This window comes from Puerhibacterium sp. TATVAM-FAB25 (genome assembly GCF_046535855.1).
Classification (GTDB): domain Bacteria; phylum Actinomycetota; class Actinomycetes; order Actinomycetales; family Cellulomonadaceae; genus Puerhibacterium; species Puerhibacterium variabilis_A.
Map to the genome: position 1 here is coordinate 1 of NZ_JAXUAK010000018.1, position 22,444 is coordinate 22,444.

Genomic DNA, 22,444 nt, shown 5'->3' on the forward strand with positions numbered 1-22,444 from the left:
ATCCGCAGGTCCGGGAACTCCTGCAGCGCCGCCGACCACAGCGTCTGGCGCACGACGGCCGGCTCCTCGATGTACGACGGCACCAGCACCGTGATCCGTCGGTCGTAGCCGCCGTCGAAGTGCCGGTCCAGCTCCGCGCGCGGCACGCGGCGGTGGTCCCGGAACCGGTACAGCGCGCCCTGCCGGGCGATCAGGTACATCAGCGCCGAGAAGGTCAGGAAGGTGACGACGACGAGGTAGGAGACGAGCTCGAGCGTGAGCCGCAGGTCGAAGTCGTCGTTCTCCACGAGCTCGCGCAGCACCGTCGTGACGACGTAGACCGCCCAGCAGGCGACGGTCGCCAGCATCGCGAGCCGGCCCAGCGCGATGGCGTGGGGCGCGGGCTGCGGGTGCATGATCGACAGCGGCGCCGACGCCCGCTCGGCGCCCCACTGCCGCCGCCGTCCCTGCTCGGGCGTCGCCTCCTGCTCGGCCTGCACGTCCCGCACGTCCTGCTCGGCCGCGTCCGTGCGCGCGCGACCGAGTCCCCCTGCTTTATTCGATTTCACGCCGGTTTGTCCATTTCCGGTTCTCTAGGCATTGAGCTGGTGCGAATATCCTTGACCCGCACCTCTCCCGTCAATTCTCCGACGAACAAGGGACTATCCGTGCCCCAAGCTTTTGCCGGCCGCCGTTTCTCGTGGGTGCGGTTCGGGGTCCTCGTCCTCGTGTGCGCCGTCGTCGCCGGCCTCGGCTGGCGCGAGTACGCCTCCGCCCGCGACGTCGCCCAGGCCGAGGCCTCGAGCGACCCGTGGTTCGCCGCGTACGTCGACGTCACCGCGACCCCGACGTACGCCTTCGAGGCGCCGACCGACGACGCCGCCGGGGACGTGGTCCTGTCGTTCGTCGTCGCAGCGGCACCCGACCGCTGCGAGCCGACCTGGGGCACGGCCTACACGCTCGACGAGGCGGCCACGTCCCTCGACCTGGACCGGCGCATCCAGCGGGTGCGCGACCAGGGCCACGACGTGGTCGTCTCGTTCGGAGGCCTGCTCAACAGCGAGCTGGGCGACGCGTGCGGCACCGTGGACGAGCTCGAGGACGCCTACACGGAGGTGATCGACCGGTACGCCCTCACGACGATCGACCTCGACCTCGAGGGCGACGCGCTCAAGGACGAGGCGGCCATGGCGCGGCGTGCGGAGGCGGTCGCGTCGCTGCAGACGGCTCGGCGCGCGGCGGACCAGGATCTCGCCGTCTGGCTCACCCTCCCCGTCGGGACCGGCGGGCTCATCGAGGAGGGCACCGACGCGGTCGCGGCGTTCCTCGCGGCGGGCGTCGACCTGGCCGGCGTGAACGCGATGACGATGAACTTCGACGCCGAGGGCTCGATGTCCGACGCCGCGCAGGACTCGCTCGAGGCGCTGCACCGCCAGCTCGACGCGCTGTACGCCCGGGCGGACCTCCCGCTCGGGCCCGCCTCGCTGTGGCGCAAGATCGGCGCGACGCCGATGATCGGCCAGAACGACGTCGCCGGTGACGTCCTCGGCCTCGACGACGCCCGCGCCCTCAATGCCTTCGCGGTCGAGCGCGGCGTCGGCCGCATGTCGATGTGGTCGCTCAACCGTGACCGCACCTGCAGCGTGAACTATGCCGAGACGACGGTCGTCTCCGACGCGTGCAGCGGCGTCGAGCAGGGCGACGACCGCTTCGCTCCCCTCCTCGCGGCGGGCTTCACCGGTAGCCCCGCCGACTCGGCGGCCGCCGAGACGGTGGCGGAGGCGCCGGCCACGCCGGCGCCGGACGACCCCGAGACCAGCCCCTACCCGATCTGGTCCGAGGGCGCCGCGTACGGCGCGGGCAGCAAGGTGGTCTGGCACGGCAGCGTGTACGAGGCCAAGTGGTGGACCAGCGGCGACGTGCCCGACAACCCGGTGCTCCAGGAGTGGGAGACGCCGTGGACCCTGCTGGGCCCCGTGCTCCCGGGCGAGGACCCCGCACCGACCGTGAAGATCCCCGACGGGCTCTTCCCGGAGTGGGACCCGGAGCGCACCTACGAGGCCGGGGACCGCGTGCTGCGGGACGACGCCGTGTACGAGGCCCGCTGGTGGACGCTCGGGGACGCCCCCGAGCGGTCCTTCAACGACCCGGGTGCCTCCCCCTGGCTGGCGCTCGACCAGAGCGCGGTGCGCGAGCTCGTCGACGACGCGGCGGACGACGCGGCGGACGACGCGGCGGACGACGCGGCGGACGATGCTGCGAAGGACGCGGACCGCGGCTGAGTCCCGGGATGCGCGAAGGCCCCGGCTCCCGCGAGGGAGCCGGGGCCTTCGGTGTCGGTCGGCTGTCGTCGACCGGCGTCGGGCGGACCGACGTCGGTCAGGCAGCGACGACCTTCACGGCGATCTTCGCCGACACCTCGGGGTGCAGGCGGACCGACACGGTGTAGTCACCGGTCGACTTGATCGGCTGACCGATCTCGATCTTGCGCTTGTCGACCGACGGGCCGCCGGCCTCGGTGACGGCGCCGGCGATGTCGCCGGTGGTCACCGCGCCGAACAGGCGGCCGGAGTCGCCCGACTTCGCCTTGACGACGACGTTGGTCTGCGACAGCCGCTCGGCGGCCGCCTTCGCCTCGTCCAGCGTCGCGATCTCGCGGGCCTTGCGGGCCTTGCGGATGGCGGCGACCTGCGACTCGTAGCCCTTGGTCCACGGGGTCGCGAGGTTGCGGGGCAGGAGGTAGTTACGGGCGTACCCGTCCTTCACCTCGACGACGTCGCCGGGCTCGCCGAGACCGGTCACCTCGTGGGTCAGGATCAGCTTGGCCATGATTCTGCGATCCTTTCCGGTCAGCGGGCCGAGGACGAGTACGGCAGCAGCGCCATCTCGCGGGCGTTCTTCACGGCACGGGCGATCTGGCGCTGCTCCTGGACGGAGACGCCGGTCACGCGACGCGCGCGGATCTTGCCGCGGTCGGAGATGAACTTGCGCAGCAGCGCGGTGTCCTTGTAGTCGACGGACTCGATCTTGGCCGTCTTGAGCGGGTTGGCCTTCTTCTTGGGCTTGCGCACCACAGGCTTCGCCATGGTGTTGCTCCTTCTTCAGGTGCTGTCCCGGCCGGACGCCGGGCCGCGGGAGCGGCCGGCGTCGTGCGGGACGTGATGGTCCGGGATGAGGTGCCGGTCGGTCAGAACGGGGGCTCGTCGTTGAACGCGCCACCCGACGACGCGGGGCCAGCCGTGGCCCACGGGTCGTTCTGCTGACCGCCACCGGAGGAACCGAACCCTCCGCCCTGGCCGCCGCCGTAGCCACCGCCGCCGCCCTGGGAGCCGAAGCCCCCCTGGCCGCCGCCGCCGTAGCCACCGCCGCCGCCACCGAAGCCGCCACCGCCGCCGCCAGATCGCTGCGTGCGGGTCACCTTCGCCGTGGCGTTCCTCAGCGACGGGCCCACCTCGTCGACCTGCAGCTCGACGACGGTGCGCTTCTCCCCCTCACGGGTCTCGTACGAGCGCTGCGTCAGACGGCCCTGCACGATCACGCGCATGCCCTTCGTCAGCGACTCGGCGACGTTCTCCGCAGCCTCGCGCCAGACCGAGCAGGACAGGAACAGCGACTCGCCGTCCTTCCACTCGTTGGCCTGGCGGTCGAAGGTGCGCGGCGTGGACGCGATGCGGAAGTTGGCGACCGCGGCGCCCGAGGGCGTGAACCGCAGCTCCGGGTCCGCAACCAGGTTTCCGACCACCGTGATGACGGTCTCACCAGCCATGCCTAGCTCCTTCGTTCGTCCGGGACGGGCTTGAGGGGGATCCCATCACGAGCCTCCCACAGGAGGCGTGACGGGAAGGGGAGAGTCCGGTTCGGTCTCAGCGAGCGTCCGCGCGCAGGATCTTGGTCCGCAGCACGGCCTCGTTGAGGCCCAGCTGGCGGTCGAGCTCCTTGGCGGTCTCCACGGAGGACGTGAAGTCGACGACGGCGTAGATGCCCTCGGACTTCTTGTTGATGTCGTACGCCATGCGGCGACGGCCCCAGATGTCCACCTTGTCGACGCTGCCGCCCTCGTTCGAGATCACCGACAGGTACTTCTCGAGCGACGGGGCCACGGTGCGCTCCTCGACCTCCGGGTCCAGGATCACCATCAGCTCGTACTGACGCATGAGTCACCCACCTCCTCTGGTCTGTGCGGTCACGGTCCGTCCGTGACAGGAGGGTTCAACGCGTCGTCGTGCCCTCCCCCAGGGCGGGGCGTGGGCACAGACAGTCCACAAGGATACGCGCCGGGAGCCGGGAGACGAAACCGCACCCCCGCCGGTCGTGGGGACCGACGGGGGTGCGGGGGTGCAGAGCGTGCGGGGCGGGTCAGCCGTCGCGGTTGCCGTTGCCCGTGCCGTTGTTGCCGCCGCCGAGGAGGCCGTTCGGCCCCTGGCCCCGCGTGGGGCTGGCGCTCGGCTGCGGCTCCTCGGTCTCCGTGGGCTCCGGCTCGGGCTCCGGCTCCTCCTCCTGCTCCTGCTCCGGGCCGGACGACACGATCAGCGCGACCGTGGAGCCCTTCGGCACCTGCTGGCCCGCCGAGCCGACCTGGATGACCGTGCCCTTCGGCTGGTCGGACGGCTGCTCCTGCATCGCGGCCTGCAGGCCGAGGTTCGCCAGGGTGTTCTGCGCCGGGCCCACCTGCCAGCCCACCATGTCGCCCGGGACGGTGACGAGCTCCTCCTCCGGGGTCTCGGACGGCGTCGGGGTCGGCGACGGCGTGTCCGAGGGCGTGGGCGACGGCTGCGCCGTGGACCGCGTGACGGGCGGCGTGTAGGCCGGGAAGTCCTCGACCGGCACGCCCTCGAGCGCCACCTTCATGTAGTCGGTCCACGCCCGCACCGGCCACGTCGAACCGGTGATCTCGTCGTAGCCGCCGAAGTCCTCGATCGGCACGGTGGTGGCCTTGCCGTCGACGTTCTCCACCTGGTGCAGGCCGACGACGGTGGCCAGCTGCGGCGTGAACCCGGCGAACCAGGCCGACATGTTGTCGTTCGAGGTCCCCGTCTTGCCGGCGATCGGGCGGTGCTCGCCGTTCGGGCCGCGCACCTCCTGGGCGACCTTGCCGGACCCGTCCTCGACCACCTTGGTCATCGCGTACGTGGCCGCGGCCATGACGTCGGGGTCGACGACCTCGGTCTGCTTCGTCGGGCCCGAGTAGACCGGCTCGTCGTCGAGGGTGGTCACCGACGCCACGAGGTGCGGCGTCGTGCGCTGGCCCTGCGCGGCGATGGTCGAGTACGCCGCGGCCAGGTCGACGGGCCGCACCGACGCCGTGCCGAGCACGTTCGACGCCACCGCGTCCAGGTCCTGCGTGTCCTCGGGGATGCCGAGGTCCACGGCCGTCTCGACCGTCTTCTCCGGGCCGATCTCCAGGTTCAGCGCGGCGTACACCGTGTTCACCGAGTGCGCCGTGGCGGTGATGAGGTTGATCCGCCCCCACGGCTGGTCACCGAAGTTGCGCAGGCCGAACTCGGTGTCCTCCCAGCCGGGCAGGCGCAGGCCGCTGTTGCCGTTGAACCGCTCGGTGAGCTTGTGCCCGTCGCGCAGCGCGGCGATGAGCGTGAACGGCTTGAACGTCGAGCCGGCCTGGAAGTGGTCCTGGGTGGCCGTGTTGAACGGCTGCTCCACGTAGTCCTGGCCGCCGTACAGCGCGCGGATCTCCCCGGTGTTCGGGTCGATGGAGACGATCGCCGCGCGCAGGTCCGGGCTGGCGGGGTCGTCGCCCTGCCACAGCCCCGCCGCCGTGTCGGCCGCGGTCTGCTGCAGCTTCGGGTCGATCGTCGTGGTGATCTTGTAGCCGCCGGTGTCGAGCTGCTCCTCGGTGAACTGCCCGGAGCGCACGAGCTCCTTGCGCACCTCCTCGAGGATGTAGCCGGTCTGACCGCCCTTGCTGTTGGAGGCCGCCGGCTTGGGCTTCACCTCGGGGAACTGCGCCTGCTGCCGCTCGGCGTCGGTGATGTACCCCGCCTCGGCCATGCGGTCGATCGAGCGCTCCCAGCGGGCCTGCGCCTGCTCGGGGTTGACCTCCGGGTCCCAGTTGCTGGGCGAGGGAATCACGCCCGCCAGCAGGGCCGACTCCGAGTAGGTGAGGTCCTTGGCCGACTTGCCGAAGTACGCCTGCGACGCCGCCTCGACGCCGTACGCGCCGCGGCCCCAGTAGATGGTGTTGAGGTAGTTCTCGAGCACCTGCTCCTTGGGCTGGGCCTGGGCGACCTTCAGCGCGATGATCGCCTCCTTCGCCTTGCCGACGTAGGAGGTGGTGGTGTCGGTGTAGTAGCGCTCGACGTACTGCTGCGTGAGCGTCGAGGCGCCCTGCAGCGATCCGCCCCGCACGTTGTTCCACGCCGAGCGGACGATGCCCTTCGGGTCGATGCCGATGTTCGTCCAGAAGGACTGGTCCTCCGACGCGACGACGGCGTCGCCGATGTGCTTCGGCAGGTCCTCGTAGTTGACGATGACGCGCTTCTGCAGCGCGAACGTGCCCATCTCGGAGCCGTCCGCCCAGTACACCGAGGTGGCCTGGTCGTTGACCGAGTCGAGGTTGTCCGGGATCCGCACCGACGCCCACGCCATCGCGAACGCGCCCACGCCGAGCGCGACGAGGGCGAGGATCGCGCCGAGGATGATGCGCCACGACGGCAGCCAGCGCCCGACCGGGCCCTTGTTCGGGCGCGGGTAGTTCCAGAACCGGCGTCGGCGGGCCGACTGCCGGGCCGGTCGCGCTGCGTTCCGCGTGCTCGCCACGTCCTGCCTTCCTGCTGGGGGATCGTCCGCTCCGCGCCGCCGCGGCTCGCGACCGGCGGGAGCACCGGCGGGTCACGGCAGCCCGGGCGCACGGGGCCAATCAAGAACCCTAGGCGATGCCCCTTCCCCCGGCCCGGCCAGGCGCCCCGTCCCGTCGTGATCCGCCCGGCCTCTCCCCCCGGGAGCCCCCGTGGCTCCGCTGAACCTTCACAAACCGGGCGGCGGTGATTGCGCGGCCGGGTGCGCGGGCCTATGGTCTGGTGACCACGATGTATCGACTCGATACGTCGAGATGACATCGAGACGACATCGAGACGACAAGCCGGCGCCCCGGGCGCCCCGGGGACGACGGAGGGGGGCCCGCCGTGCGCAGCCGCTCCGACCTGCTGGAGACCGCCGTCCTCGGCGTCCTCAGCTCCTCCCCGCTGCACGGGTACGAGCTGCGCAAGCAGCTGTCCCTGCTGCTGGGCCGGTTCCGTGCGTTCTCCTACGGCACGCTCTACCCGGCGCTGAAGTCGCTGCAGGCCCGCGGCCTCATCGCCGCGGCCGAGCCGGCGCCGGCCGCCCCGCCCGCTCGGGGCGGCAAGGCGCGCGCGGCGCGCCGCGCCGCCGGCGGGCCCGACGCCGCGGCCGCCCCCTCCCGGGTGGCCGGACGGCGGGCGCGCATCGTCTACGAGCTGACGGCCGAGGGCAAGGAGCACCTCCAGGCCGTGCTCGCGTCCTCGGGCCCCGCGGCCTGGGAGGACGAGAGCTTCGACGTCCGGTTCGCGCTGTTCGCGCAGACCGACGCCGACACCCGCCTGCGCATCCTGGAGGGCCGGCGCACCCGGCTCACCGAGCGGCTGGAGGCGGTCCGTGAGTCCGCGGCGCGCACGTTCGAGCGGCTCGACGAGTACACGCTCGAGCTGCAGCGCCACGGGCTCGAACAGGTCGAGCGCGAGGTGCGCTGGCTCGACGGCCTCATCACCACCGAGAGGGACCGCGCCGCCCGGCGCGGACCCCACAACGAGAAGGAGCGAGGATGACCTCCATCCGCGTCGCCATCGTCGGCGTTGGCAACTGTGCATCGTCCCTGGTCCAGGGCGTGCACTACTACCGTGACGCCGACCCGGCCAGCACGGTTCCGGGTCTCATGCACGTGCAGTTCGGCGACTACCACGTGCGGGACCTCGAGTTCGTGGCGGCGTTCGACGTCGACGCGAAGAAGGTCGGTTTCGACCTCGCCGAGGCGATCCACGCCTCCGAGAACAACACCATCAAGATCGCCGACGTCCCCCCGACGGGCGTGACGGTCCTGCGCGGCCCGACCATGGACGGTCTGGGCACGTACTACCAGGACACCATCGAGGAGTCGCCGGCCGAGGCCGTCGACGTCGTCCAGGCGCTCAAGGACGCCCGCGTCGACGTGCTCGTGTCCTACCTGCCGGTGGGCTCCGAGCAGGCCGACAAGTTCTACGCGCAGTGCGCCATCGACGCGGGCGTGGCCTTCGTCAACGCGCTGCCCGTCTTCATCGCCTCCGACCCGGAGTGGGCGAAGAAGTTCGAGGACGCCGGCGTGCCGATCGTCGGCGACGACATCAAGTCGCAGGTGGGCGCCACGATCACGCACCGCGTGCTCGCCAAGCTGTTCGAGGACCGCGGCGTCATCCTGGACCGCACCTACCAGCTCAACGTCGGCGGCAACATGGACTTCAAGAACATGCTGCAGCGCGACCGCCTGGAGTCGAAGAAGGTCTCCAAGACCCAGGCCGTGACGTCCAACCTCACCGGCCCGCTGGCCGGCAAGAAGGACGACCGCAACGTCCACATCGGCCCGTCGGACTATGTCGCCTGGCTCGACGACCGCAAGTGGGCGTACGTGCGCCTCGAGGGCCGCGCGTTCGGCGAGGTGCCGCTGAACCTGGAGTACAAGCTCGAGGTGTGGGACTCCCCCAACTCGGCCGGCATCATCATCGACGCCGTCCGCGCCGCCAAGATCGCCAAGGACCGGGGCATCGGCGGCCCGATCCTGTCGGCGTCGACGTACTTCATGAAGTCCCCGCCGGAGCAGATGGAGGACCAGCAGGGCCGCGCCCAGCTGGAGGCCTTCATCCGCGGCGAGGTCGAGCGCTGACCTGCGCGGTCAGTCCCGCACCGCCACGACGGGCGGCCCGGTCCCCACGCGGGGACGGGGCCGCCCGTCGGCGCTCCCGGCGACCCGTAGGGTGAGCGCGTGGGTGTCATCTCCGAGCTGCGCGCCCTGCTGCGCCTGCCGGGCTTCCGGAAGCTCTTCGCGGTCCGCCTGGTCTCGCAGGCGGGCGACGGCATGTTCCAGGTCGGCCTCGCCTCGCTGCTGTTCTTCTCCCCCGAGTCGCAGGGCTCCGCACCCGCCATCGCCGGGGCGTTCGCCGTCATGCTGGCACCCTTCACGATCGTCGGGCCGTTCGCCGGGGTGTTCCTGGACCGGTGGCGCCGCCGGCAGGTGCTGGTGTGGGGCAACGCCGTGCGCGTCGTGGTCACGCTCGCGATGTCCGGCGTCATGCTCGCGCTCGGCGGCGGCAACCCGTGGGTGCCGGTGCTCGGCCTCGCGGCCCTGAGCGTCAACCGGTTCCTGCTCGCCGGGCTGTCGGCCGGCATGCCGCGCGTCGTCGACGGCCCGCTGCTGCTCACCGCCAACTCCCTGGCGCCGACCCTCGGCGCGGGCGCGGCGTTCGTGGGCGGCGGCATCGGGTTCGTGCTCGGGCTGGCGATCGCGCCGGGCCGGCTGCACGACGCCGCCGCGCTGGTGTGCGCCGCCGTCGTCTTCGCCGCCGCGTCGGCGCTGGCGCTGCGGCTCGCGCCCGACCAGCTGGGCCCGGAGCGCCCCGCCCGCGGCGACCTGCGGGCCGAGCTCGCCGCCGTCGTGCGCAACCTCGCCTCCGGCGCCCGCTACCTCGCCGCCCGCCGCACCCCCGGCCAGGCGCTGCTGGTCATGGCGGCGCACCGGTTCCTGTACGGCGTCGTCTTCATCGCCTCGATCCTCATCTCGCGCAACCTGCTGTCCCCGCCCGGCGACACGTCGGCCGGCCTCGCGACGTTCGGCATCGTCATCGGGCTCACCGGCGTGGGCGGCGCGGGCGCGGTGCTGATCACGCCGACGCTGTCGCGGTACACCGGCCCGCAGGTGTGGATCGCGCTCATGCTGCTGGTCGCCGCCGCGTCCCAGCTGCTGCTGTGCACGACGCCGTCGCGCCCGGTCGTCTTCGTGGGCGCGGCGCTGCTCGGCCTGGCAGCGCAGAGCACCAAGATCGCCGTCGACACGATCGTCCAGCGCGACACCCACGACGACTTCCGCGGCCGTGCCTTCGCCTTCTACGACGTGCTGTACAACGCCGCGTTCGTCGGCGCCGCGGCGCTGGCCGCGTTCGTGGTGCCCGACGACGGCTGGTCCCGCGGGCTGTTCGCCGTCCTCGCCGTGCTGTACGTGGTGGTGGCCGCGCTGATGTGGCTACGCGGCGCCCGCGAGCCGCGCGGGGTGGAGCTGCCGCGGCAGGTCGCCGGCCGCTGAGGGCCCGGCTCGCCGCCGCGGGCCGCGAGCGCCGCGCTCCGTCGTCTCCCGGCGTCGGCGCCCGTGCACCCGAGTGAACGGCGGCCGATGAGCCGAGCCCCGAAAACAGGTCGATATGCGCCGGGGAATATCGCAGGCTCGTGAGACGTCGTAGACATCGGTCGTGCGCAGCGTCGCCGCGGTCACCCCACCACCTTCCAGCCACCGGAGGCCCCATGGACGCCGCTGCCGCCCCGCCCACCGCCGCCCGCGCCGAACCGACGGCCGAGGCGAGCACCGGCGCGCCCGCCGCCGTCCCCGCCGACCTGCGCCCGGGCGTCCCGGCCGGCGCGCCGGCGTCGGACCGGCTGCCGCGCGAGCACGTCACCGTCATCGCCCTGCTGCTCGTCGCGGCGTTCGTGGTCATCCTCAACGAGACGACCATGGGCGTGGCGCTGCCGCCGATCATGGAGGACCTCGGCGTCACGGCGGCCACCGGTCAGTGGCTCACCACCGTGTTCATGCTGACCATGGCCGTGGTCATCCCGGCCACCGGGTTCCTGCTGCAGCGCATCGGCACGCGCGGGTCCTACCTGGTGGCGATGTCGCTGTTCACCACGGGCACGCTGCTGGCCGCGCTGGCGCCGGGCTTCGGCGTGCTGGTCACCGCGCGCGTCGTCCAGGCGAGCGGCACCGCGATCATGATGCCGCTGCTCATGACCACGGTGATGAACATCGTGCCGCCGCACCACCGCGGCCGCGTCATGGGCAACGTCTCGCTCGTCATCGCCGCGGCCCCGGCCATGGGCCCGACCCTGTCGGGCGCCGTCCTCGAGCCGCTGGGCTGGCGCGGCGTCTTCGGCGTCGTGCTGCCCATCTCCGTCGCGGCGCTCGTCCTCGGCGCCGTCAAGGTGCGCGACGTCTCGGAGCGCGCCCGCAAGCGCCTCGACCTGCCGTCGCTGCTGCTGTCCGCCGTCGGCTTCGGCAGCCTGATCTTCGGGCTGTCCGCGCTGGGCGAGGGCGGCGCGTCGCCGGTGCCGCCGGCCGTGCCGCTCGTCGTCGGCGCCGGCGTGCTGGCGCTGTTCGCGTGGCGGCAGACGGCGCTGCAGCGGGCCGACGACGCGCTGCTCGACCTGCGCGTCTTCGCCTCGCGCGGGTTCTCCACGGGCCTGGCGGCGCTGGCCGTGAGCATGCTCGCGATGTTCGGCGCGCTCATCCTGCTGCCGCTGATCCTGCAGGACGCGCTGGGCCTCGAGCCGCTGGCCACCGGCCTGCTCGTGCTGCCCGGCGGCCTGGCGATGGGCCTGCTCGGGCCCGTGGTCGGCAACCTCTACGACCGCGTCGGCCCGCGGCCGCTGGTGATCCCCGGCGCCGTGCTGGTCATCGTCGCGATGGCCGGGATGGCCACCGTGCACGCGGACACGTCGTGGGGCTTCGTGCTCGCGGCGCACGTGGTGCTCAGCCTGGGCCTGAGCCTGCTGTTCACGCCGCTGTTCACCACCGCGCTGGGGTCGCTGACGCCGCGGTTCTACTCGCACGGCTCCGCCGCCATCGGCACGGTGCAGCAGCTCGCGGGCGCGGCCGGCACGGCCATGTTCGTGGCGCTGTTCAGCATCCGGTCCGAGGCGCTGCTGGCCGACGGCGCGGGGACCGCGGAGGCGCTCACCGGCGGCGCGCGCCTGGCGTTCGTCGTCGGGGCGGCCGTGATGGTCCTGGCCGTCGCGGTCGGCTCCACGCTCCGCAAGCCGGCGGAGGCCCCGGTGGGCCACGGCGCCCACTGACGCCCGCGGCCGCCCGTTTCCCGCCGACGGCTAGAGAACCAGGACGGAACTTCCTCGGTTTCGTCCTGGTTCTCTAGCCGTCGCTCTTCGTGGGCTGCCGGCGTCGACGCCTCGGGACAGCCTCGTCACGGAGCGCGACCCGCTGCGCTGCCCTGGAGCGACACAGGACCGCGAGGGGCCGGCCGGGCCGGCGCCCAGGCCCGCGCGCGGAGCACCGGACGCACGTCCCGTGACACCGCCCCTGACCACGCGTCCGCGCCGGTGAACCGCAGCACCACGTGCCCGGCGGCGACGAGCGGGTTCTGCCGCGCCCGGTCCCGGTAGAGCGCACCGCCGGCCGAGTGCACGGCGGCCCCGTCGATCTCCACGAGCAGCCAGCGGCCACCCCCGAGGTACCAGGCGAGGTCGCAGCGCGCCACGACCTTCCCCACCTCGTCCACGAGCTCGAGCTGCAGGACGTCCGGCGGGATGCCCGCGTCGATGCAGTCGGCACGAGCCCACGACTCCGCCGGCGACTCCGCGCGGCCGTCCGCCTGGTCCCACCAGTCGTGCGTGCGCGCGACGCCCCGGCGTCCTCGAGCGAGGTCGTGGGCGCGGTCCAGCCCACGGCGCGTGACGAGCCGTCGACGGAGCGCGCTGTCCAGCACCGCGAGCGCCGTCCGGCGCTCCAGCGCGGGCACGGCCTGCGCCAACGCCGTCTCGACCGGCACGACGAGCCGCCCGTGGCGCAGGTGGAACCCCCGCGGGCCGGCGTACCGGCGCAGGACGACGCCGTCCCGCGCCCGCCGCTCCCGGCGATCACGCCGCGCCACCTCCACCGCCACGTGGGGCGGCAAGCCCTCGATGCCGTGCAGCACCAGAGCGGTCTGCCCGACGGCGACGACGTCGGGCCCGTGCGCGAGCAGCCCCAGCCACGCCGCACGGCGACGTCGGTGGACGTGCACGTCATCACGGGCCCGGTCCGGGTCGTCGCGTCCGGTGGGCGAGGTGGCGACCGTGTCGTAGACCCCGTGCGCCACCCTGTGGAGACGACCGCCGGCCAGCGCCCGCGAGATCCTGCGCTCGTTGACGCCCGCAGCCGTCAGCTGGTCGCGCCTGACGAGCCCCTCCTGCTGGCGCAGCAGCATGACCACGTCGTCGGGCCACGGCTTCACAGGTCGCACCCGACCAGCGCACCAGAGAACGCTCGCGACGGCTTTCAGCCCTGTGGACAAGCTCCGCCTCCACCCGCCGACGGCTGGAGAACCAGGACGAAACTCCGTGGGTTTCGTCCTGGTTGTCTAGCCGTCGGCCGCATCAGGGTGGTCGGACAGACGCGTCGCGCAGCCCGCGCACGCGTCGCGCAGCCCGAGCACGCGTCGGGCGGCCCGCCGGGTCAGCCCTGCTGCGCCTCCTCGCGCTCCGCCCACCAGGCGCGCAGCTCCTGCTCGGCCCGCTCCACGCCGAGCGGCCCGTGCTCCATGCGCAGCGCCAGCAGGTGCTTGTACGCCTGCCCCACCACCGGGCCGGGCCTGATGCCGAGCAGCGCCATGATCTGCGAGCCGTCCAGGTCGGGCCGGATGGCGTCGATCTCCTCCTGCGCGCGCAGCGCCGCGATGCGCTGCTCCAGCTCCGAGTACGCGTCCGACAGCCGCTTGGCCTTGCGCCGGTTGCGCGTCGTGGAGTCGGCGCGGGTCAGGCGGTGCAGCCGCTCGAGCAGCGGGCCGGCGTCGGTGACGTAGCGGCGCACCGCCGAGTCGGTCCACACGCCCTCGCCGTAGCCGTGGAACCGCAGGTGCAGCTCCACCAGCCGGGCGACGTCCTTGACCACCTGCTTCTCGTACTTCAGCGCCTTGAGCCGCTTGGCCACGAGCTTGGCGCCGACCACCTCGTGGTGGTGGAAGCTCACGCCGCCGCCCGGCTCGAACCGCCGCGTCGCCGGCTTGCCGACGTCGTGCAGCAGCGAGGCCAGCCGCAGCACCAGGTCGGGCGCGGGCACGGGCCCGTCCGGCCCGGTCTCCTGCGCGATCGCCTGCTCCAGCACCGTCAGGGAGTGCTGGTAGACGTCCTTGTGCCGGTGGTGCTCGTCGATCTCCAGCTGCAGCGCCGGCAGCTCGGGCAGCACGTGCTCGGCCAGGCCGGTGTCCACGAGCACCTCGAGGCCCGCCCGCGGCCGGTCGCTGAGCAGCAGCTTGGTCAGCTCGGCCTGCACGCGCTCGGCCGAGACGATCTCGATCCGCTGCGCCATCGCGACGACGGCCGCGAGCGTGCCGGCCTCGACGGCGAACCCGAGCTGGCCGGCGAACCGCGCGGCGCGCATCATCCGCAGCGGGTCGTCGTCGAACGAGCGCTCCGGCGCGATCGGGGTGCGCAGCACACCGCGGGCCAGGTCCGCCAGCCCGTCGAACGGGTCGACGAACGTGAGGTCCGGCACGCGCACGGCCATCGCGTTGACGGTGAAGTCGCGCCGCGACAGGTCGCCCTCGAGGGTGTCGCCGAAGGCGACCACCGGTTTGCGGGAGGCCGGGTCGTACTCGTCGCTGCGGTAGGTGGTCACCTCGACGACGACGTCGCCCGCGCCGTCGCGCGCGAACCGGCGCGCGCCGATGGTGCCGAACGCCTTGCCGATGTCCCAGTGGGCGTCGCCCCAGCGGGCGAGCAGCGCCTGGGTCTCGTCCGGCGTGGCCGACGTCGCGAAGTCGAGGTCGTTGCTCGCGCGGCCGAGGAACGCGTCGCGCACCGGTCCGCCGACGAGCGCCAGCTCGTGCCCGGCGGCGCGGAACAGCTCGCCCAGCTCCAGAGCGGCCGGCGCCATCGTGGTGAGCACGCCGAGGGCGCGGCGCAGCAGGTCCTGCTCAGGGGTCGACACGACCTCCGAGTCTCCCAGATCCGGGGGCGGGTCGCGTACTCGGTAGGGTTGTCCACATGTCTTCCCCGGCGCAGGCGAACGGAGGTCCTGGACGCACCGGACGTCCCGCCCCCAGGCCTGCGCCGCGCCCGGGGCCCCCGCGCACCGGCGTCGCACGCCCCGGACCAGGGCCGTCGCCCGAGGCCGACGGCGTCGCCCGCCCGGCCGCGGAGGGCGCCCCTCGGCCGTCCGAGGGCGGCCAGCGTCCCGCGACCGGCCGGAACGGCACGGGCGAGAACGGCACCGGACCGCACGACGCCGGTCCCCACGGCACGGGCGAGAACGGCACGCCGCGCCCCGCGGCGCTCCCGTCGAACGGCCGGCCGAAGCCCGGGCCGCACCGCCCGGCCGCACCGCTGCCCGGCCCGCCGTCGCCGACGGCCCCCGGCGCCATGACCCCTGCCACCGCGGCCCCGACCACCGCGACCCCTGCCACCGCGACACCGGCCACCGTGCGCCCGGCGCGGCGGCCGGCGCACGGCGGGCGGCCCGTGCCCCCGGGGGGCAGCCCGCTGCGCGTCGACCCGTCGACCCTGCGGACGGCCCCCGGCGCTCCCCCGGGGTCGGGCGGGCTCGGCCCCCTGCCGCCCACCACCCCGCCCCAGCAGCACCTGCCGGTCGTCGAGGAGACCTCCGCCGGCGGCGTCGTCGTGCGCGCCACCGCCGAGGGGCCGCACGCCGCCGTCATCGTGCGCCGCAACCGCGCCGGTCGCCTCGAGTGGTGCCTGCCCAAGGGCCACCTGGAGGGCGTCGAGACGCCGCCGGAGGCCGCGGTGCGCGAGGTGTTCGAGGAGACCGGCATCGTGGGCCGCGTCCGCACCACGCTCGGCATCATCGACTACTGGTTCAGCGGCGAGACGCGCCGCGTCCACAAGGTGGTGCACCACTACCTGCTCACCATGACCGGCGGCCACCTCACCGTGGAGGGGGACCCCGACGGCGAGGCCGAGGACGCCTTCTGGGTGGCCGTGGCCGAGCTGCCCCAGCGCCTGAGCTACCCCAACGAGCAAAAGCTCGCCGTCGTCGCGCAGCAGCTCCTCGCCCGCGACCCGGGCCTGGCGCACGGCGCCGGGGAGTGACGCCGTGCCCCTGACCTCCCCCGAGGGCCGCTCGGTCGGCGCCGCCCCGCGCCCGCGGCGCGGCGTCCGGCGGCTGCTCGCCGCCGCCTCGCTCGCCCTCGCCGCCGTCGCCCTGCCGGCGGTCGCGCCCGCGCTCGCCGGCTCCCCCGCCGCTGCGCCGCACCGCACGGCCGGCGTCGTCGAGAGCGTCCGCACCGCCGACGCCGCGACCGCCGCGACGACCACCGCTGCCGCGAGCACGTCGACGGCCGCCACCGGCGGCGCCACCGCGCCCGTCGCCGTGGCCGACGACGACGTCACGGTGACGCTGCGGTCCGTCACGCCGCAGGTGGCGGGCCCGGGCGACACCGTCCGCGTCACCGTGACGGTCACCAACCCCACCGCCGCCCCGCTCGAGGGCGCGACGGCGGAGCTCGGCGTCGGCTGGCGGCCCCTCGTCACGCGCAGCGCGCTGGCCACCTGGACCGACGAGGGCACCAGCCGCCTCGCCACGGCGCAGGAGCGCCTCGACGTGCCCACGGTCCCGGCCGGCGGCCAGGTCGACGTCGTCCTCGAGCTCGCCGTCGACAACCTGGGCCTCACCGGCGCCGCGCGCGGCCCGCGGGAGATGTCCGTGGCGGTGCGCGGCGACGGTGCTGTGGTCGCGGCGGCGCGCACGTTCCTCCTGTGGGACCCCGACCGCGACGCCGACCGCGACGCCGACAATGACGCCGACGGTGACGCGCCGGGCACCGCGGGCGCCGCCGACGCGGGCGCCGTCCGGCTCAGCCTGCTCGCCCCCGTCACGGGCCCGGCGGTCGACCCCGCCGACGGGTCGACGGTCGAGGACCTCGCGCCCCTGGCGGCCGAGGACGGCCGCCTCAGCCGCGAGCTCGACGCCGTCGACGCGGCCGCGTCGGCGTCGGGCACGCGCGGCGTGCTGTCGCTCGCGGTCGACCCGGCTCTGGTGGCCGCCGCGAGCGCGTCGTCCGACGCCGCCGTGGCCGGCTGGGCCGACCGTGCCGCCGGGATGGCCGAGGCCACCGACGTGCACCCGCTGCCGCCCTACGACCCCGACCTGTCCGCGCTCGCCCACGCCGACCTGAGCGCCGGCTCGCTCGGGTCCTTCGTCAGCACCCCGCTGCCGGGCGGCGGGGACGTCCCGGAGGGCTGGGCCCAGCCGCTCGCGTGGCCCGGCGGCGACACCGCGCCCGACCTCGAGACCCTCGGCGCCGCCCGCTCCGCCGGGCTCGAGCTCGCCGTCGTCCCCGACGGCTACGAGGCCGTGCGCGGCACGGCCTCCGGCCTCGCCGCGATGGAGACGCCGAGCGGCCGGCTGCGCACGATCGTCGCCGACGGCCCGCTGTCCGACGCCCTGGCCACGGGCACCGACACGGCCGACGGCGTCCTCGCCGCGTCGCCGGCGGCGACGGCGCAGCGGCTCCTCGCCGAGACCGCCGTCGTGGCCAACCAGGGCGACGACGAGGAGACCCCGCACGTGGTGGCGGTGCTGCCGCGCGGGTGGGACCCCGACCTCCAGGCGCTGCGCACGGCGCTCACGGCGCTGCGCACCTCCGGCTGGACCACGGTGACGCCGCTCGGGGCCCTGCTCGACGGCCCGGCGCCGGCCGTCGACCGGGTCACGCTCGAGGACGAGGAGCGGCAGGACGGCGAGCTCGGCGTCGCCTCCGTGCACCGCCTGGACGCCGCCCGGCAGGGCCTGTCCGACTTCGCGTCGGCGGCCGCCGACCCGGCCACGCTCGCCGACGCCCAGGGCGCCGTGGCCGCGCCGCTCGCCGTGGCGTACCGGTCCGCGGCCGACGACCGGTCCGTGGCGGTCGACGCCGCGGTCGAGCGCGCCGACGCCCAGCGCGCGGGGCTGTCCGTGGTGCACCGCTCCGACGTGACCCTCATCAGCGCGGCCGGCGACATCCCCGTGCTCGTGCGCAACGACCTGGGCACCGACGTCACCGTCGCCGTGGTGCTGCAGCCCGAGGACGGGCGCCTCACCGTCGACTCCCGGCCCACGACGACGATCCCCGCCGGCGCGTCGGGCGAGGTCCGCGTGCCGGTGCGCGCCATCGGGTCGGGCGACGTCGACGTCGAGGTGCGCCTGCTGACCCCCGACGGCACCGTCGCCGCGGAGCCCTGGTCCTTCCAGATCCGCGTCCGGGCCGGCTGGGAGACCGTCGGCACGGCCGTGGTCGCCGCCGTCGTCGGCGTGCTCTTCCTCGCGGGCATCTGGCGCACGGTGCGGCGCGGCCGCAGCGAGCGGCGCACCACCGGCGAGCACGTCCCCACCCCGAACGCGGCCGCCTGACCGCGCGTCCCGAGAGGCAGGCATGACCGACAGCACCAGCCCGCGCACCCCCGGCGAGCGTCCGCGCGACGCCCGGGCGGCGCGTGCCGCGCTGCGCACGCCGCCGCGGCACGCCGCGCCGAAGGGCCGTCGTGCCCGCAGGGCGCGGGCGCAACGGGCGGCTGCGGCTGCGGGTGCCGGTCCGACGGCGGTCGACGCCGCGGCGACGACGTTCGAGGAGACCACGGCGACCCAGGAGGCGGGCACCGGGGACGCCCCGGGCACGGCGGCGGCGTGGACCGCCGACCTGCGGCGCGGGTCGCTGCTCATGACGATCGGCACGGCGGCCTCCCGGGCCTCCGGCCAGGTCCGCACGATGCTGCTGGTCGGCGCGATCGGCACGCTGGGCGCGGTCGCGAACGCCTTCGACATCGCCAACACGCTGCCGAACATGCTGTTCGCGCTGCTGGCGGCCGGCGTGCTGCAGGCCGTGCTCATGCCGCAGATCATGCGTGCCATGCAGGCTCCGGACGGCCGCGAGCGCCTCGACAAGCTGCTGACGCTCTCGCTCCTGGGCATCCTGCTCATCAGCGTGGTGCTCGTGGTGCTGGCGCCGTGGCTCGTGGGCCTGTTCACGCTGGGCGACACCTGGACGTCCGAGCAGCGCGAGCTCGCCACCGTCTTCGCCTACTGGTGCGTGCCGCAGGTCTTCTTCTACGGCGTGTTCACGCTGCTGGGCCAGGTGCTCAACGCCCGCGGCCGGTTCGGCGCGTACGGCTGGGCACCCGTGGCCAACAACGTGGTCTCCGTGGTGGGCTTCGGGGCGTTCATCCTGCTGTACGGCTCGGCGCCCGACGGCGGCATCAACGACGTGGGCGGGTGGTCGACGGGCCAGACGGTCCTGCTGGCCGGCACCGCGACCCTCGGCATCGCCGCTCAGGCGGCGATCCTCGTCGGCGCGCTGCGCCGCGCGGGCTTCCGCTGGCGCTTCCGGCTCGGCCTGCGGGGCATCGGCCTGCGGACCGCCGGCAAGGTGGTCGGCTGGACCATCGGCGCCGTCGTCCTGGAGCAGGTCGGGGTCACGTTCCTCAAGAACGTCACGAGCGCCGCCAGCGGGGCCGCCGAGGCGGCCGACGTCGCCGGCAACGCCGCCTACACCAACGCGATGACGATCTACCTGCTGCCGCACTCGCTCGTCGTCGTCTCCATCGTCACCGCCCTGTTCCCCCGCATGAGCGCCGCAGCAGCGGCCGGCGACGTCGACGGCGTGCGCCGCGACATGTCGACGGGCCTGCGCACGGCCGGGGTGTTCTCCGTGTTCTCGGCCGTGGTGATGCTGGTGCTGGCCCGGCCGCTGACCAAGTCGCTGCTGCCCACGCTGGGCCCGGCGGGCGTCGACGCCGGCGGGCCGGTGCTGCAGGCGATGGCGCTCGGCCTCGTGGCGCTCGGCATCACGGTGATGGTCAAGCGCATGTACTACGCCTTCGAGGACGGCCGCTCGATCTTCGTCATCCAGATCTTCGCGACGGCGAGCATGGTGGCCGCCCTGTGGGCGGCCACGCGGCTGCTGCCCGCCGAGCTGTGGGCCGTGGCGGCCGGCGCCGCCTACGCCCTGTCGACGTGGATCTCTGTGCTGCTGCGCGTGCGCGGCATGAGCCGCAAGCTGCACGGGATGGACGGCGCCCGCATCCTGCGCCTGTACGTGCGCGCGGGGGTCGCCGCCGCCGTCGCCGGCGTGACCGGTTGGTACCTGGCGCGGCTGTTCGGCGTCGACGGGGACCTGTCCTGGCCGCACGCGCTGGGCATCACCGCGGCGTGCGGCCTCGTCATGCTCGGCGCATACCTGGCCCTGCTCAAGCTCATGCGGGTGCGCGAGCTCGACGACGCCCTGCGGCCGATCCTGCGCCGGCTGGGGCGGTGACCGTGCGCCGGGGGCGTCCAGGTCGGCGCGGCGCGCCACCCGTACCATGTCCGGACCGATGCGGTCCGGTTCAATGGACCGTAGGACCGCGACGGAACGTAGAACGGAACGAGGAGCACCACGCTCCGCACCCGACGCCGAACGAGGAGGCCAGGTGAGCACCGTCCAGCCCGGCGGAACGACGCCGAGCCACGCGCCCATCGAGCCCGGGACCGTGATGGTCGGCCGGTACCGGCTCGAGCAGCCCACCAGCAGCGACCTCGCCGACGCCGAGGCCTGGCAGGCGCAGGACCAGATCCTCGCGCGACCGGTGCGCGTCACGTTCGTGAGCGGCCCGTACGCGCAGGCGGCCCTCGACGCCGCCCGCCGCGCCGCGCTGGTGTCCGACGGGCGCCTGGCCCGCGTGCTCGACGTCGGCAGCGCCGTCGTCGGCGGCACGGAGCGGCCCTACGTCATCTCCGAGCCGTACACCGGCTCCACGCTCACCGAGATCGTCTCGGGCGGGCTCGTGGACCCGCAGCAGGCGCGCTCGATCGTGGGCGAGGCGGCGGCCGCGCTCGACGCCGCCGCCCAGCGCGGCGTGCACCACCTGGCGCTGCGGCCGGAGGCCGTGCGGGTGGACGGCCACCGCGTCGTCGTCACCGGGCTGGGCATCGACGCCGGCCTCGCCGGCGTGGAGGGCGTGGCCACCGGTGGTGCGGCCGCCGACGCCCGCGACCTCGCCGCGCTGGCCTACTACGCGCTCACCGCGCGCTGGGCGGGCGACAGCCTCGACGAGCCGTGGATCACGCCGGACACCGTGCGTCCGCTGCCCGCGCAGCAGGACGAGCACGGCAACGTCGTGGCGCTGTCCGCCCTGGTGCCGCACGTCGACGCCGCGCTCGACGACCTCGTGCGCCGCACGCTCGGAGCCGGCTCCGGCACCGCCGAGGGCGAGGCAGTCCCGTCGACCCCGGGCGAGGTGGCAGCCGCGCTGCACCCGTGGAACGAGGTCTCCGGCGTGCTCGACATCCCCGACTTCGTGCAGCCGACCGCGACGACGCCGGCCGTGCCCGTGCGGCAGTCGGTCCGGGCGAACGGTGCCCCCTCGCGCCGTCCGACGACGGGGCGCATCGCGCGCGCCGGGGCGTACGGCGCCGGGGCGGCCGGTCTCGGTGCCGCCGCCGGGGCGGCGGGTGCCGCCGCCGCGCAGGGCGGTGCCGGCGGTGCGGGCGGTGGTACCGCGCCGGTACCGCCGCCCCCGCCGCCCGCCGGGTACGGCGCCGCACCGGGCTACGGGCCCGCCGGCCAGCCGACTCAGGCGTTCGACCCGGCCGCCACGCAGCAGTACGGGGCCCCGGCCGCCGGCGCGCCGTACGGGCAGGGCGCGCCGGGCGCGTTCGGGCAGGGCGCGCCGGGCGCGTTCGGGCAGCCGCCGCAGGGGTTCGCCGCGGAGCCCGCGCCAGACGCGGGCCCCGCGCAGGGACCCGGGTCCCCGGGTTTCTCGACGCAGCCCGCGCCGCGGCGCCGGGGCGTGAACCCGACGCCGATCGTGCTGGGGCTCGTGGTGGTCGCCGTGCTCGTGGGCGCCGGGTGGGCGGTGTCCCGCACGATCGCGCCGTTCGAGCCGCCGCTGGCCGACGAGCCGTCGGCGAGCGCGCCGGCCGCGGCGCCGTCGGGCGACGCCTCGGAGGGCGAGGAGGAGCCGGCCGAGGAGCCGGCACCGGAGGTGCGGCCGATCATCGCGGAGGGCGCCCAGGTGGACCCGGAGGGCGACGGCGAGAAGCCGGAGGCCGTGGACCTGGCCATCGACGGCGACCCGTCGACCTTCTGGTACACGTACACCTACAACTCGCCGCAGTTCGGCGGGCTGAAGAGCGGTGTCGGGTACGAGATCACGCTGCGCGAGACGGCGCCGGTCACCAAGATCACCCTCACGACCAACAGCGAGGGCGGTCACGTCGAGGTGCGGCAGGCCGACGCGGACAACCCGACCGAGGGGCCGGTGCTCGCCTCCGGGCCCTTCGCCCCCACGACGGAGCTGACCTTCGACGAGCCGGTGGAGGGCGACTCGTTCGTCCTGTGGATCACCGAGGTGCCGGACAGCGCAGGCAAGACCCGGCTCGAGCTGGACGAGATCCTCGTCCAGTGACGCCCCCGCCGTCGCCGCGCCGTCCCCCGGCGCGGCGACGCGCCGTGAGCCGACCCACGGAACATCAGCGGGCACGCCCGTGTTGACGCAGGCGGTGCCGGACCGCGAC

General features: G+C 74.5%; 16 protein-coding genes and 1 pseudogene. 9 read left to right on the forward strand and 8 right to left on the reverse strand.

Translation table 11 applies throughout. The features are described 5' to 3' along the window. A pseudogene (locus U5M74_RS13910) lies at window positions 1-488 on the reverse strand (glycosyltransferase); the annotation flags it as partial. 159 nt (window positions 489-647) lie between these two features. Here U5M74_RS13910 and U5M74_RS13915 point away from each other — a divergent pair. After that, window positions 648-2,261 carry a carbohydrate-binding protein gene (locus tag U5M74_RS13915; protein WP_410909529.1) on the forward strand — a complete coding sequence of 538 codons (1,614 nt, stop codon included), beginning with the start codon at window positions 648-650 and terminating at the stop codon, window positions 2,259-2,261. A gap of 97 nt (window positions 2,262-2,358) precedes the next feature. Here U5M74_RS13915 and rplI read toward each other — a convergent pair whose 3' ends face one another. The 5 genes from rplI to U5M74_RS13940 form a co-directional block, all read right to left on the reverse strand. After that, the gene (gene rplI / locus U5M74_RS13920) at window positions 2,359-2,808 is read right to left on the reverse strand and encodes a 50S ribosomal protein L9 (RefSeq protein WP_069983048.1); all 450 of its coding nucleotides are present in this window, start codon (window positions 2,806-2,808) and stop codon (window positions 2,359-2,361) included. Window positions 2,809-2,828: 20 nt separating this feature from the next. Next, window positions 2,829-3,065 (reverse strand): 30S ribosomal protein S18, encoded by a 237-nt coding sequence (gene rpsR, locus U5M74_RS13925; RefSeq protein WP_100422261.1) that lies wholly within the window; start codon window positions 3,063-3,065, stop codon window positions 2,829-2,831. A 101-nt stretch (window positions 3,066-3,166) separates the two neighbouring features. Next, window positions 3,167-3,745 carry a single-stranded DNA-binding protein gene (locus tag U5M74_RS13930; protein WP_410909530.1) on the reverse strand — a complete coding sequence of 193 codons (579 nt, stop codon included), beginning with the start codon at window positions 3,743-3,745 and terminating at the stop codon, window positions 3,167-3,169. Between the two features lie 97 nt (window positions 3,746-3,842). Next, complete coding sequence (gene rpsF / locus U5M74_RS13935) at window positions 3,843-4,133, reverse strand: 30S ribosomal protein S6 (RefSeq protein WP_069983046.1); 291 nt, start codon at window positions 4,131-4,133, stop codon at window positions 3,843-3,845. A gap of 202 nt (window positions 4,134-4,335) precedes the next feature. After that, window positions 4,336-6,753 (reverse strand): transglycosylase domain-containing protein, encoded by a 2,418-nt coding sequence (locus U5M74_RS13940; protein ID WP_410909531.1) that lies wholly within the window; start codon window positions 6,751-6,753, stop codon window positions 4,336-4,338. 365 nt (window positions 6,754-7,118) lie between these two features. On the opposite strand from U5M74_RS13940, the gene U5M74_RS13945 reads away from it, so the two are divergent. The 4 genes from U5M74_RS13945 (at window position 7,119) to U5M74_RS13960 (ending at window position 12,039) form a co-directional block, all read left to right on the forward strand. Beyond that, a complete protein-coding gene (locus U5M74_RS13945; RefSeq protein ID WP_410909532.1) occupies window positions 7,119-7,778 on the forward strand; it encodes a PadR family transcriptional regulator in 660 nt (219 codons plus the stop codon). Further along, window positions 7,775-8,866 carry an inositol-3-phosphate synthase gene (locus U5M74_RS13950; RefSeq protein ID WP_410909533.1) on the forward strand — a complete coding sequence of 364 codons (1,092 nt, stop codon included), beginning with the start codon at window positions 7,775-7,777 and terminating at the stop codon, window positions 8,864-8,866. Before U5M74_RS13945 ends, U5M74_RS13950 begins: the two co-directional genes overlap by 4 nt. Window positions 8,867-8,965: 99 nt before the next feature. After that, complete coding sequence (locus U5M74_RS13955; protein ID WP_410909534.1) at window positions 8,966-10,279, forward strand: MFS transporter; 1,314 nt, start codon at window positions 8,966-8,968, stop codon at window positions 10,277-10,279. A gap of 215 nt (window positions 10,280-10,494) precedes the next feature. Next, window positions 10,495-12,039 (forward strand): MDR family MFS transporter, encoded by a 1,545-nt coding sequence (locus U5M74_RS13960; RefSeq protein WP_410909535.1) that lies wholly within the window; start codon window positions 10,495-10,497, stop codon window positions 12,037-12,039. A 125-nt stretch (window positions 12,040-12,164) separates the two neighbouring features. On the opposite strand, the gene U5M74_RS13965 is transcribed toward U5M74_RS13960, so the two are convergent. Together U5M74_RS13965 and U5M74_RS13970 are read right to left on the reverse strand one after the other, a co-directional pair. Then, complete coding sequence (locus U5M74_RS13965; protein ID WP_410909536.1) at window positions 12,165-13,202, reverse strand: type IV toxin-antitoxin system AbiEi family antitoxin domain-containing protein; 1,038 nt, start codon at window positions 13,200-13,202, stop codon at window positions 12,165-12,167. A 212-nt stretch (window positions 13,203-13,414) separates the two neighbouring features. Continuing rightward, window positions 13,415-14,833 carry a CCA tRNA nucleotidyltransferase gene (locus tag U5M74_RS13970; RefSeq protein WP_410909572.1) on the reverse strand — a complete coding sequence of 473 codons (1,419 nt, stop codon included), beginning with the start codon at window positions 14,831-14,833 and terminating at the stop codon, window positions 13,415-13,417. A 485-nt stretch (window positions 14,834-15,318) separates the two neighbouring features. On the opposite strand from U5M74_RS13970, the gene U5M74_RS13975 reads away from it, so the two are divergent. The 4 genes from U5M74_RS13975 to U5M74_RS13990 all read left to right on the forward strand — a co-directional run bounded on the left by U5M74_RS13975 (window position 15,319) and on the right by U5M74_RS13990 (window position 22,335). Next, window positions 15,319-16,005, forward strand: a complete 687-nt coding sequence (locus tag U5M74_RS13975) for an NUDIX hydrolase (protein WP_410909537.1) — start codon at window positions 15,319-15,321, stop codon at window positions 16,003-16,005. Between the two features lie 4 nt (window positions 16,006-16,009). Then, entirely contained in the window at window positions 16,010-18,304 is a 2,295-nt protein-coding gene (locus U5M74_RS13980) for a DUF6049 family protein (RefSeq protein WP_410909538.1), read from the forward strand. Between the two features lie 22 nt (window positions 18,305-18,326). Next, window positions 18,327-20,204: a murein biosynthesis integral membrane protein MurJ gene (gene murJ / locus U5M74_RS13985; protein ID WP_410909539.1), complete on the forward strand. Its 1,878-nt coding sequence runs from the start codon at window positions 18,327-18,329 to the stop codon at window positions 20,202-20,204. 154 nt (window positions 20,205-20,358) lie between these two features. Then, a complete protein-coding gene (locus tag U5M74_RS13990) occupies window positions 20,359-22,335 on the forward strand; it encodes a hypothetical protein (protein ID WP_410909540.1) in 1,977 nt (658 codons plus the stop codon). Window positions 22,336-22,444: the final 109 nt, after the last annotated feature.